The 13,641-nt window shown below is 53.4% G+C and carries 8 protein-coding genes; 2 read left to right on the top strand and 6 right to left on the bottom strand.

Annotated features, from left to right (window positions below):
- Window positions 1-188 precede the first annotated feature (188 nt).
- Together K3T83_RS48435 and K3T83_RS48430 are read left to right on the top strand one after the other, a co-directional pair.
- Window positions 189-1,043 carry a helix-turn-helix transcriptional regulator gene (locus K3T83_RS48435; protein ID WP_220211113.1) on the top strand — a complete coding sequence of 285 codons (855 nt, stop codon included), beginning with the start codon at window positions 189-191 and terminating at the stop codon, window positions 1,041-1,043.
- Window positions 1,044-1,249: 206 nt separating this feature from the next.
- Window positions 1,250-4,006 carry a bifunctional acetate--CoA ligase family protein/GNAT family N-acetyltransferase gene (locus tag K3T83_RS48430; protein WP_220210333.1) on the top strand — a complete coding sequence of 919 codons (2,757 nt, stop codon included), beginning with the start codon at window positions 1,250-1,252 and terminating at the stop codon, window positions 4,004-4,006.
- A 255-nt stretch (window positions 4,007-4,261) separates the two neighbouring features.
- Here K3T83_RS48430 and K3T83_RS48425 read toward each other — a convergent pair whose 3' ends face one another.
- The 6 genes from K3T83_RS48425 to K3T83_RS48400 form a co-directional block, all read right to left on the bottom strand.
- Window positions 4,262-5,380 (bottom strand): quinone-dependent dihydroorotate dehydrogenase, encoded by a 1,119-nt coding sequence (locus K3T83_RS48425; protein ID WP_220210332.1) that lies wholly within the window; start codon window positions 5,378-5,380, stop codon window positions 4,262-4,264.
- Window positions 5,381-5,479: 99 nt separating this feature from the next.
- Window positions 5,480-6,856 carry an ATP-binding protein gene (locus K3T83_RS57625; RefSeq protein WP_220210331.1) on the bottom strand — a complete coding sequence of 459 codons (1,377 nt, stop codon included), beginning with the start codon at window positions 6,854-6,856 and terminating at the stop codon, window positions 5,480-5,482.
- On the bottom strand, window positions 6,856-8,520 hold the full coding sequence (locus K3T83_RS48415; protein WP_220210330.1) for an FAD-dependent oxidoreductase: 1,665 nt from the start codon (window positions 8,518-8,520) through the stop codon (window positions 6,856-6,858). Before K3T83_RS48415 ends, K3T83_RS57625 begins: the two co-directional genes overlap by 1 nt.
- 259 nt (window positions 8,521-8,779) lie before the next feature.
- Window positions 8,780-11,008, bottom strand: coding sequence for a peptidase domain-containing ABC transporter (locus K3T83_RS48410; RefSeq protein WP_220210329.1), 2,229 nt, complete (start codon window positions 11,006-11,008; stop codon window positions 8,780-8,782).
- Window positions 11,001-11,591, bottom strand: a complete 591-nt coding sequence (locus K3T83_RS48405; protein WP_220210328.1) for a hypothetical protein — start codon at window positions 11,589-11,591, stop codon at window positions 11,001-11,003. Before K3T83_RS48405 ends, K3T83_RS48410 begins: the two co-directional genes overlap by 8 nt.
- 41 nt (window positions 11,592-11,632) lie before the next feature.
- A complete protein-coding gene (locus tag K3T83_RS48400; protein ID WP_220210327.1) occupies window positions 11,633-13,639 on the bottom strand; it encodes a TOMM precursor leader peptide-binding protein in 2,007 nt (668 codons plus the stop codon).
- Window positions 13,640-13,641 lie beyond the last annotated feature (2 nt).

Raw genomic sequence — 13,641 nt, 5'->3', positions numbered from 1 at the left:
ACCAGCGCACGGTGAGTAGTCCTTTCTCTGATCGTGAAGCCCCTTCGATGGACCACTTACCGCACCTATCCACCTCACTCGTCCAGAGTATATAATGAGGGACTTGTTTTAACGAGAGGGGTGTTTATTCAGGAACTCGCACTTCTCGTTTAGAGGCCGCATCATTAAGTGGAGAAGATCGTGTGTCTATGAATCAACTGGAGACTGATCGTCATCACGAATTAACCGCGTTCTTGCGGAGCCGCCGTGCTCGCATCTCGCCAGAACAGGTGGGATTACCGAGAGGGACGCGAAGGCGTACTCCGGGCTTACGGCGGGGAGAAGTGGCTCTGCTCGCCGGAGTAACCCCTGAGTGGTATAGCCGACTTGAGCAGGGACGGGATATTCACGTCTCAGGACAATTGTTAGAACGCCTGGCGAGCGTCTTGCAGTTGGATGCGAACGAACGCACTCATTTATTTTTGCTCGCACTCAGACAACCTCCTCCCGTTCAGGAATTTTCCCACGCAACGATCAGCCCGACCTTACAACAGTTTCTTAATCAGCTTGGGACAACTCCTGCATGTGTCGTTAATGCTCGTTTGGATGTCGTTGCGTGGAATGCAGCCTCTAGCGCCGTTTTTGGCAAGTTTGAAACAAAGTCAGAGCGAGAGCGAAACTTGATCTGGAGATTATTCGCGTCCCCTGGCTCCAAAAACGCAGAGGGAGAAGAACTTGCGCGACTGTTTTTGGCGCAATTTCGCGCTGAATATGGTCGTTTCATCGAAGATCCCTGGTGGGCAACGCAAATCGCTGAACTCTCCCGGATCAGCTCGGCATTTCGGGAATTATGGACACGGCATGATGTGTTCAATGCGATAGAAGGGCACAAATCGATGCATCATCCGCTTGCAGGAGAACTCGCCTTTGAGTTTCTCTTGTTGCAGACGGTCGATTCCTCCGACTTTCGGGTTCTCATGTACATACCTCATAGCCACTCTGGAACGACCGACAAAATCGAGCGGATTTTGGCTTTGAGTGAATTAAACACGCAAAATACATGAAGGAATGTACTTGAGAAACATAACAACAATAATAGCTAACAGCATGTGCTAAATATCGTCACTCAAGATTACTCGCGTGTCCAGTGACGTGGTTGTGATAAACATCACAGATAAATCAAACATCCTGAGAGCTGTCTGTGACGGCCATGTGCTATACTCCCAAAAAAGAGAGAGCATTGCACACGTTACGAAAGGAAGCGCGAGCTATGGAAACAAATAGAGCTGGTGGATCGACTTCTTCTGGTCGAGCCGCACCCACCACCGTTTTTCGTTATAAACAGAGCCATCCCCTCAACGCCATCTTCGAGCCAAAAAGCATCGCCGTTATCGGAGCGACAGAAAAGCCCGGCAGCGTTGGACGCACGGTCCTCTGGAACCTCATCAGCAACCCGTTTGGCGGAACAGTCTTTCCCGTCAATGCCAAACGTTCCAGCGTACTCGGCATCAAGGCTTATCCCAATCTTGCCGCCCTACCGCAACCAGTCGATCTCGCCGTCATCGTCACGCCCGCGCCAACCGTACCAGGTATTATCAGCGAGTGCGTTGCAACCGGCGTGAAGGGCGCCATTATCATCTCTGCTGGCTTCAAAGAAATCGGCCCGGAAGGTGCCAGAATGGAGCAACAAATCCTTGAGGAGGCGCGTCGAGGGAAGCTGCGCATCATCGGGCCAAACTGCCTCGGCGTGATGAGTCCGCTAACCGGCCTCAATGCGACCTTTGCAGGTGCGATGGCGCGTCCTGGCAATGTTGGCTTCATCAGCCAGAGTGGAGCGCTCTGTACGGCAGTGCTGGATTGGAGCCTGAGCGAAAACGTCGGCTTCAGCTCCTTTATCTCGCTTGGTTCGATGGTCGATGTCGGCTGGGGCGACCTGATCGATTATCTGGGCAGCGATCCGCAGACCAGCAGCATCATCATCTATCTGGAAACCATCGGCAACGCCCGCTCGTTCCTTTCCGCCGCAAGAGCCGTCGCACGCACCAAACCGATCATTATTCTCAAAGCTGGACGCACCCAGGAGGCATCAAAGGCCGCATCATCGCACACCGGCGCGCTGACCGGAAGTTATGAGGTGTTCGATGCTGCCTGCCGTCGTTCCGGCGTCCTGACTGTCAAACATATTGACGAGCTTTTCTCGATGGCCGAAGTCCTCGCCAAGCAGCCACGCCCAAAGGGGCCACATCTGACAATCCTCACCAACGCGGGCGGTCCCGGCGTCCTCGCCACCGACGCGCTGATGGACAGTGGCGGCGCGCTCGCCGAGTTGTCGCCTCAAACAGTTGCGGCGCTCGATCAGGTTCTCCCGCCGCAATGGAGCCACAACAATCCAGTAGACATTCTGGGTGATGCCGACCCGGAGCGCTATGCAAAAGCGCTTGAGATCGCGGCGCAAGACCCGAACAGCGATGGCCTGCTCGTGATCCTGACGCCCCAGGCAATGACCGATCCAACGCTGACCGCCGAACAATTGAAGCGCTACGCCAATACGACGCACAAGCCAATTCTCGCTAGCTGGATGGGTGGCGCAGAGGTTGCCAGCGGCACCGCCATCTTGAACCGAGCCAGCATCTCCACCTTCCCTTACCCGGACACAGCGGCCCAGGCGTTTAACTCGATGTGGCGCTACACCTTTAACCTGCGCAGCATCTACGAGACGCCACAGCCCTTCCTCGAACAGTCTGAGAACAGACAGGCAGCAGCAAGCAAGATTATCGAAACCGCTCTTCAGGCCAATCGCACGTTGCTCACCGAAACAGAATCCAAGCAACTGCTCGCGGCATATGGTATCCCAACGGTTGAGACGCGCGTTGCCAGCAGCGAGGCCGAGGCGGTGCAGTGCGCCGAAGCTATCGGATACCCCGTCGTCCTCAAGCTCTACTCCGAAACTATCACACATAAAACCGATGTTGGCGGCGTACAACTCAATCTCAAAGATGCAGCGGCGGTGCGCACGGCCTACCGCGTGATTGAAACGTCGGTGCAGGAAAAGGCGGGAACAGGCCATTTCCAGGGCGTGACAGTGCAGCCTATGATCTCGCTCGACGGCTACGAACTCATCCTGGGAAGCACCCTCGATCCACAATTTGGCCCGGTCCTGCTCTTTGGCTCCGGCGGACAACTGGTGGAGGTCTATCGAGACCGCGCCCTGGCCCTGCCACCGCTCACCACGACGCTGGCCCGGCGCATGATGGAGCGGACCCACATCCTTACGGCGCTTCAGGGCACGCGCGGACGTGCCCCCGTCGATCTGACGGAGCTGGAACAACTGCTCGTCCACTTCAGCTATCTGGTTGGAGAACAGCCACGCATCAAAGAGATCGATATCAACCCGCTGCTCGCCTCACCTGATCGCTTGCTTGCTCTCGATGCGCGCATCATCCTGCATGGGCCAGAGGTCAAAACAAGCGATCTGCCGAAGCTAGCGATTCGTCCCTATCCACAGCGCTATGTTCAGCCCTGGACATTGAAGAACGGCACGCCGATCACCATTCGTCCGATCCGCCCGGAGGATGAGCCGCTGATGGTCAAGTTCCATGAGACGCTTTCGGAGCGCAGCGTCTATTTCCGCTGGCTCCACGTCTTGCAGTTGAGCCAGCGCATCGCCCATGATCGGTTGATCGGGATCTGTTTCATCGATTATGACCGCGAAATGGCTCTCGTTGGGGATCACTATAATCCAGAGACACAGCGGCACGAAATTATCGGCGTGGGTCGCTTGATTACCGCTCGTGAGGCAAATGAGGCCGAGTTCGCCCTGCTCATCACCGATCAGTTCCAGCGTCAGGGACTGGCAACCGAACTGCTGCGACGGCTGATAGAGTTTGCTCACAACGAAAAGATCCAGCGTCTCACCGGCGACATCCTGGTCGAAAATACTGGCATGCAGGCGGTATGCAAGAAACTGGGCTTCCATGTCTATTATTCGCCCGAAGATCAATTGATGAAGGCGGAAATGGAGCTTTAGCTCGATGAGTGTGGAGAGGCAAGCTGATGGCTTGCCTCTAATATTTATACCCGGCAATTGAAGAGGGAATGGCTCTGGGCGCAGAGGATGTTGGGTCTCCCGTAGCGACAAGGGGCGGCTGGGTGTCTTGGCAGGGGCCTTGCGCTTGTCGCCGTTGGGAGCGATGATTCTTGCCAAGAGGAGATACCGGGGGATTGGCCTGGGAAAGGCGACAAGCGCAAGGCCCCCACAACCCCTCCACACCTCCCCTTGTCGCTACAGATGGGAAAGCTTCTTATCGCAATCCACCCCTATCAACTCATCTATATACTTGATACCCTCTTTTTCCATGTAGCTCACTATTTCTCTGTTTATCCGCCCTGGTAGCGCTGTTCCCTCGCCACGAATGCCGGTCACAACCTGCACAATGGCCGCACCTGCCCTGATCTTCTCCAGCGCGGTCTTTGCATCTTTCACGCCACCAACACCCATAATCGCCAGCTTGCCCTGTGTTTGCCGATAAACATAGGCCACCTTCTCTGTCGCCATGCGCCGATACTCAGCATCATCGCCGCTCACGCCTCCCGCCTCGTTGCGCCAGCGTTCACCATACTTCGCCTTGATCTCCTGATTGATAGTTGTGTTGGCGGCGATGATGCCAGTGAGACCATGCTCCAGTACAACCTCTATCACATCATTGACGGCCTCCTCTGAGAGTTCAGGCGCGATTTTCACAAATAGTGGCTTCTTCCCTCCCCTCTTCTCCATCGCTGCATTGACGGCCTGCACTATATCAGTCAGCGGCCCCTTATCTTGCAGCGCTCGCAGGCCCGGCGTGTTCGGCGAGGAGACGTTAATCGCGAAATAGGCAGCGGCGTCATAGAGCTTTTCAGCAACGACGGCGTGGGCCTGGGGAGCGTCCTGGGCTGCCACTTCTCTATTTTTCCCCAGGCTAATCCCAACCGGAATACCGCTCCCTCGATAGCGTTGCAGATTGCGCGCTACAGCCTCCATCCCCGGACTATTAAAACCAAGCCGATTGAGCGTGACGCCGGGGGCAAGCATAAACTGTCTGGGGGCAGGATTCCCCTCTTGCGGATGCTCCACAACGGTCCCGACCTCGACGCCAGAAAAGCCCAAGGTGTAGAGACCTTTGACGGCTCGCCCGGCTTTATCCCAACCAGCGCCGACAATCACGGGATTATCAAATCGCACGCCGCCAACCTCAACATTCAAACGCGCATCATGCAGACGGTGATGAGCATCACCGAACTGCTCCAACAGTTTGAGCGTCAGTGGGGTTGTCTCGGCCAGATGTAACGCCTCTCTCGCCCGCGTATGCCAGACCTCCGAATTCATTTTCATGAGGATGGGATCAATAAATTCTTTGTACATTTCTACGTGATCGCCTCTATATCAATTGCATTGCATCATTCCTGTATCTATAGCTCACAGCTAACTTATTATATCATCCTTGCCACCGAAGAAACCCTGCTATTTAACGAACTTTTCAGGCAAGCAGATGCGAAATGTGGTCTCGCCCGGCACCGAAGAGGTGGTGATGGTACCGTTGTGATCGACAACCACAATGCGGTAGGCGGTATCCAGGCCCAGACCCGTTCCTTTGCCTACGTCTTTCGTCGTGAAAAAAGGCTCGAAGATGCGCGACTGGATCTCAGCAGGAATGCCCGGCCCATTGTCCACGATCTCAACGCAAACAAATGTTCCCTTCTGCATCGTGCGGATGTGGATTATGCCCTTGCCCTGCATGGCATCAATGGCGTTATCGAGAATGTTGGTCCAGACCTGATTGAGTTCACTTGCATAGGCACTGATACGGGGCACGTGAGGATCATATTCACGTATCACCTCTATACCACCCTTTAACTTATGTTTGAGAATAATCAGCGTGCTCTCAATACCCGCGTGAATGTCAACTTCCTGAAGCTGCGCTCGATCCATATATGAGTATTCTTTGATCGCCTTCACCAGCCCGGAAATACGGGCCGTTCCCTGCTCGACCGTTGCAAGCAGATCGTTGACGGAAAGCGAGGACTCTAACCAGACCAGCGCCCGTTCCAGATCGGCGTCCCCTATCATTTCTGCCAGCGTGCCCAGTTCCGCAACCGTCAATCCAGCTTCCACAAAGGCCGGGGCCAGCTCCCAGCTATCGGCAACTGCACGCTCATCCAGCCACGCGAGCAGTTCGTCCTCGCGTTCGCTCCGCTCCAGAGCGCTCAACTGCTCTGTCGAATGTTCCGACGCCAGCCGCGAGAGTTGCTCCCACTGTTCAACCGTAATATGCTGTGCCAATTGCTGTGAGCTTGCGTGCAATTGCAGCATTTTCTCCTGAAGTTGCTCGACAGCACGCTGACTGGCCGCCGCTGGATTGTTCAGTTCGTGCGCGAGACCGGCTGCCATCTTGCCCAGGCCCGAGAGCTTCTCACTCTGCTGCACCAGCGCCTCCGTCGTCTGGATGCGATTCGCCATTGCCGCGAAGATCCCGCGCCCGATAACGGTACAGATGCCAAGCATTTGATAAAACTCATCAGCTTCCATACGCATCAGGCGGCTTGCCCCTACTGCACACCCACTCGCCACATAGTCGCTGCCAGCCAGCAGAGGGATCTCGCCGGTAAAGGCTCCCGGTTCATGCATCGTCAGCACCACATCGCGGTTGCCGATTCTTTTTGTAACGAGCAGGCCACCCTCAAGCAGCACAAAGAAATAGCGGGCAGGCTTCCCCTCTTCAAACAGGCACTCGCCATCTTCTAGATGAACCTCGCTGCTATGATCGATGACCCATTGCATCAGATCATCCGGCAAGTGCGCAAAGAGGGGAACTGTTCGCAAGACTTCTCCCACCAGCATCAGCGCACCTCCGCCAGATAGCGATGCACAAACTGAATCGCGATTGAACCTTCGCCAACGCCAGAGGCTACGCGCTTAATCGAGCCGAGCCGCACATCGCCAGCTGCAAACACGCCGGGCATGCTGGTTTCGAGCAAAAACGGCGGGCGAGGAAGCGTCCAGCCTTGCCCCGGCTTGCCATCAACATACAAATCTGATCCCGTCAGAACAAAACCCTGCTTATCCCTCTGTACTGCGTTGCCAAGCCACTCGGTGCAGGGCATCGCGCCAATAAAGATGAACAGCGCCGTCGCTGGCACGGTTTGCGTTTCGCCTGTCTGCGAGTTCTTCAGCGTCAGGGATTGCAGGCTCATCTCTCCACGCGCTTCCTGCACTTCAGTATGTGTGTACACAGTGATATTTTCTGTGCGCCCGATCTCGTCGATCAGGTATTGTGACATGCTTTTGGAGAGCGAGTCGGCGCGCACAAGCATCGTAACCGTGCGCGCATAGCGAGAGAAATACATGGCTGCCTGTCCCGCTGAATTGGCCCCGCCAACGATAAACACATCGGTATCCTGACACGACATCGCCTCTGTCATTGCGGCACCGTAATAGATGCCAGCCCCAGTGAGACGCTCAACGCCGGGTACGTTCAGGGTACGATAGGAGACGCCAGTTGCCACTACCAGAGCGTAAGAGCGCAGTTCAGAGCCATCTCCCAGCTTCAGAAAGCGATAGGCACCCTCCGCACGCAGCCCGACAACTTCCTGCGGTGCCAGGACCTCGACGCCGAAACGCCGGGCCTGGGCAACGGCTCTCCGCGTAAGATCTGCCCCGCTCAGGCCAACAGGGAAGCCAAGATAGTTCTCAATGCGCGAACTCGTTCCTGCCTGACCTCCTGGTGCCTCGCGCTCAATCAACACTGTCCGTAGCCCTTCAGACGCTCCATAGACCGCAGCGGCCAGCCCTGCCGGTCCCGCTCCAACGATAACCAGATCATAAAACGGCTGCCCCGCATGCGTCTGCAAACCGACCTTCTCGGCAAGCTGCGCAATTGTAGGCTGCACCAGGACCGTTGCATCTTGCAGCAGCACAATCGGCAGCGACTTATCCGCAAGGTCTGCCTGCTCTAGTAACCGTCCCGCCTCAGCGCTGGCCTCGATATCCAGCCATTGATACGGGATCAGGTTGCGCGTGAGGAAATCTTTGATCTGATGCGTTTGCGGCGACCAGCGATGCCCGATTACACGCACTCCCTCAAACAGCGGACGAAAATCCGAGCGCCAATCGTCCAATAGATCTTGCAAAACGGGATAAAGTTGCTCTTCGGGCGGATTCCAGGGCTTTACGAGATAATAATCGAGCCTGACGCTATTAATCGCCTGAATCGCCACATCTGTATCAGCATAGGCGGTCAACAAAACGCGCTTGGCATCGGGATAGAATTCTTTCGCTCTCTCCAACAGCGTGACCCCATCCATCTGCGGCATACGTTGATCGGTCAGGAGCAAGGCCACAGCCTCATTGCGCAATCGAATATGCTTGAGTACCTCAAGGGCTTCCGCTCCCGACCCGGCGCGCAAAATACGATAATCGCTTCCATAACGGCGTCGGACATCGCGATCAATGGCATGTAATACGCCCGGATCGTCATCTACAAGTAAAATAGCTGGTTTCGCCATAGCACGCTCTTCTCTCTCTCACGCTTTGCAGCAGGCACGACTGGTCATTCCATCGTAGTATATCCGTTTGCATACCCGGTTGTCACCAGTACAAACATCAGGCTCACGCTGTTGAATCTTACAGGTGAGCCTCTAACACTTATACGTCTCTGTGTCTCCGAATGTGACTTGCTCGTAAGCCCTACTGTTGAGATAACCGTTCTGAAAACCAGAGCGTTTTGTCGCGAAAGCAAGCAATCAAGAGAACGCTCTCAGATCATCAGTTAACCCCTCTTATCTCGCCAGAGGCCAGTTGAGCATGAAGCAGTTCGGCATAGTAGCCCTGCCGCTGTAAGAGCTGCTGGTGCGTTCCCTGCTCAACTAGCTGGCCATTCTCTAAGACAAGAATGGTGTCGGCATTGCGAATCGTGTTCAAGTGATGCGCGATAATGATCTGCGTACAGGTCAGCGAGGAAAGGTGCTGCTCAACTATCCGTTCAGTTTTCATATCGAGCGAACTCGTTGCCTCATCAAGCAGGAGAATAGCGGGAGAATGCGCCAGGGCACGTGCCAGGGCCAGGCGTTGGCGTTGCCCTCCAGAGAGAGCACTACCGCCTTCCGAGACCAGTGTTTCATATCCCATTGGCATGCTCATAATTTCATCGTGGATTGCAGCAGCACGGGCTGCATTTTGAATATGTTCCATATCAAGATCAGGATTATTCAAGGCAATGTTGTGGCGGATAGAACCACTGAAGATACTGGCTTCCTGCATGACAGATCCGAACTGCATACGTACATCCTGATAATTCAAAGAGTACAGTGGGATATCGTCGTAGCGGATTTCTCCCGTTGTTGGAGCGTAGAGGCCTAGCAGTAGCTTTCCCAGGGTCGTTTTTCCCGATCCTGTTGGCCCCACGATGGCGACCGTTTCCCCCGCTGCGATATGGACATTGATATCTTTCAGAACAAGAGGAGACAGTCGATCATAACCGAAACTCACGTGTTCGAGTGTAATGGCACCTTTCAAGCGAGGAGGTTGCCGCACATGCTGGCTATCTTGCTCCACCTCAGCTTCAACCACATCCGAAAGTCGCTCCAGGTGAGAACGGACAATTTGCAGCTGCATTCCACCAGAGACAAGCGATCCAAGAGGAGAGAGCAGGGCCACCGCCAGCGTATTGAGGGCAAGCATCGTTCCCAGTTCCATAGAGCCATTGAGGACTAAGAGTGTTCCCCACCATAGCAGCGCCGAGGGGGTAAGTGTACTTAGCAGGCGCGTCAAATTGGAGAGCAGAGCTGAAAAATATCTACGGCGCACGGAGGTATTTAATTGCTGCACGAACAAATTTGACCACTGCTTAAAGGAACGCCGCTCAGCTCCAGCGGCCTTGAGTGTGACTATACCTGAGAGTGCCTCTGCGACATAACCCTGGGTGTGCCCGATAGCAGCTAATTCGCGCAAAGAGAGTGAGCGTAATGGAGAAGCGGAACTCAGCAGCAAGAGCACCTGAAGTACACCGATAAGTAGAACAAGGAAGCCATATCCCCGTGCCTGCGTCAGGAGAATAACGAAGTAGACAAGCACGGTACTGCCATCCAGAAAGGTAGAAATAAGCTGTGTGCTCAAAAGATCACGAATGGTAAGATTGCTCTCGATACGAGTGAGGATATCACCATTCGACCGCTGTTGAAAGAAACTCAGCGGGAGTGACAAGAGGTGTTCAAAAAATTGCGGAAAGATCTGCAAGTCGATCCGCGCCTGCAAATAGATAAGCAAGCAGCTGCGTAACGACACCATAACCAATTGAGAAAGGAGGAGGAAAAGCATCCCCACGCCGAGTATCGGCATGATTTCGCGTATATTAAATGGAATAATCTGATCAACAACGATCTTGGTAAAAAGAGGAACGCTTAATCCAAGCACCTGAAGGACGATGGAGGCAACAAGGATCTGAAACAGGATTGTAGGAGACTGCTTGATATATTGAACAATATAGGTATATAGGGTTGCTCGAGCTTTAGGTGCCTGGCGAACAAAGGAGATGTTCGGCTCGATCAGAAGCACCACCCCGGTAAAACCTGCATCGAATTCCTCTGCCGTCAAACGTCTATGGCCCTGAGCGGGATCAACAACATCGACATGTGTTGAGGTCCACCGTTCAACAACCAGGAAATGATTGAATTCCCAGTGGATGATCGCAGGGAGATGCAAGCCATGCATATAGCTGTTCCGTAAAGAAATGGCCCGCACATGCAAGCCATAGTTACGAGCAGCATTCACGAGATCGAACGCAGACAACCCATCGCGACCTATACCAATCCGTTGGCGGATTTCTACAATGCGCGTATGGCGACCGTAATAACTGAGAATCATCGCCAGGCAAGCAGCCCCACATTCCACCTCGCTCATCTGTATGATGACAGGCACCCGACGGTGTAAGATCCGCGAGGGGCCGTTTTGCCTCTTCAAAGCCGAAAGTTTTCGTGTCTCTGATACATCACCCATAAGTCTCACCTCCAAAAAGACGGCCAATGCCTGGCAGTAGAGAGAGGACGCTCTGTGAACCAACATTTACCTGAAGAGTCACTACGCCTCCCTCTTCGTAAGAAGGAAGGTGCAACGGCCTCTCTAGCTTCACTTCGGCAACACGAGAGGGCCGAACAATATCCAGCGAGACATTGTGTCTCTGCAAGTATCTTTTCTGGATATCAGCAGGGCTATATATGCTCTCCTCAATACGCTGGATTGTCCCTGTGAAGGGACGCTCATTTGTCTCAGTGCGTACCAGAACATGCTGCCCAACATGAAACAGCTTAGGATCAGTTACAGGAAGAAAGGCCAGGATAACCAGATCATCGCTCTGGCCTATGTGTCCCTCACGTTGAGTCAGGACAACGCCCGAACTGCTAATAAATTTCGGAAGCTGTCCCCTCAAGGTGAGCAGCGCTATCAAGACGAACAAACTGAACACTATCCATAGACAGGTAAAAAGTGAGGGAGAGAGAATGTGGGGTATCACCTCTTTTTCTCGTTTTTGTAGATATTGTTGTAACGCACGTTCGCGGAAAATCTGGCGTTCCGATGGCATGACAGTCTTTCCCTCCTAAAAACATATGGCGAATATGAAGGCTAGGAGAATGGGTGAGGATACGGATTGATCTCCGCCTCAGTCAATAGATGATCCCGATAACCAAGCGCCACTGGTAATCGATGTAGACGTTCTATGCCGGTAATACGTCGATACCGATGTCCAAAGGTCATCTGAAGCATTCCAGGCATCAGAATTTTAACACTCCGAAGCTGCCATGTAGCATATTCGGGTGCCGTTTGATCGACGACGATACAGTCGATGTTGCGTTTGAGATAATAGTTGAGAAGCATGAAGAGATCATCTCGCAAATCCAGGTGCATTGGTTGATCGCAATAAAAAGCACTAAACGCCTCCTGGAACGTCTGCGGCGACTGGGTAGCATCAAGGAAACTCAGACGATCAAAAGCCTCTGGGAGACAATAGAGAAGAGGGTGATCAGGTAATATCTTGACGAGGTCGGGGTCGGCAAGCATTTCAAGGGCCTGTTGTCTTTTCTGTTGATACTGTGCGGGTGGTCTGGACAGAAACATAGAGAGTTCGCGCAGCGCCCGTTGCAGGGCCAATTCTGGATGCAAGTGTGAGCCTGCTGCACACCGAACCTTTGGCAGACCATCGCGGCACTTCTCATCGATACCAATCACCCAAAGACAAGGGAAGGCATGATCGAGTGTAGCATTAAAGACGCGAATGGTATAGCCGGTACGATGTTCAATATGCTCAATCAGGAGACGGATAGCAGGGTCTGCGACCGAGCGGGGATCAAGGCATGGTAGGCGAAGCTGTGCATACCAGGTAAGCAGGAACGCATCGCGCTCAACTACTTCCAGGATGCCATGAAAAATAGCCTCTTCTAGATTGCGCCCGAGCGCACAACCATTCGATGTTTCGTATGCAAAAGGTGGATTTTCGCTTGTTTCGCATACAGGTAGAGCATAATAGGCGCTGCGTTCCGGCACAAGAATGGGACATTGGCGTTGGAAGGAATACCCCCATACCCAGTTACAGACAAGGTCATGATGATATGGCACAAAACGATAGCCACTCAAAGCATATTGTTGTGCACTATGGAGACCTAGCGTTGTAGGGTCAAGTGCCTGTGAACCCAACTGATGATAACTGCCATGTACCACAGTGCGTTTACTGCGGGGTCGTAAACCGGCGTAACGCTCGATTGCTTCAAGTATAGCTATACTCCCACTGTGTACAGGGCGCAAAGAACATCCCGAACTATTCGTTGTATGCTCTCCATCAGGCAGTACAGTACGTAAATGTGCTGAAGCCTTAGGGAGTAAGCCTATTGCGTTCCAGTCAAGGCTCTGGATGAGTCCTGCGCGTGCATCAACGTATTCTGCACAAAGTTCTGCAACAGTGAGAGGGCTATGTTGGATACGGTAAATAAATGGTTCTGGCTTGGGACATGATTGCAGGGTAATCTCTGCCATTTCGGGTTTATCGTCTGTTTGCTCTGCACAATCGGGACAGTGAGACACTGCAAGGAAGTGATGCCTACGAACAGCTAAGGTCTCTAATGAAAGGGAGAGCAGAGCGTAACGTGCGCGAGCCTGTTCTGGCGTGTGCAGATACATGCCAATTTCCGAACAAGCCAGCTGCATCAGTACTTCCAGACTAAACGACGTGAGCCACGATTGCTGAGGGGCAAAAGTGTACTCTTCAGAGAGGTACTGTTGTATAAGTTCGCGCTCATCTTCTTCCTCAGTTGCTCCTAATACGCGTAATTGTGTACAACTGATACATCCTTTTTCCCCAGGAGTGACCCAGGGACCAAGAATGCCTTCGCCAAATCGAGTATACACAGGAAGCAGGGGTATCCCTGCTTGCAGACAGCAACGATTGACAGCACGCAGAGCCTCTGATGCCCAATAATCGCTAACATAGACAATAAGCGTACAGGCAGCAAATTGCTCAGAAGGGGCCTCCTGGGACATCGGGATGATCTGATAGAGAGGCGCTAACTGGCGCTGTAGACGTTGGGCAAGACATCCCTGACCAATAAGTCCAATGAAGATCTCTTTATTTGTGTTCATAG

The sequence above is a fragment of the Reticulibacter mediterranei genome, assembly GCF_016587455.1.
Note: the sequence above shows the minus strand (reverse complement) of the source record. Positions and strands in the feature narration are given on the sequence as shown.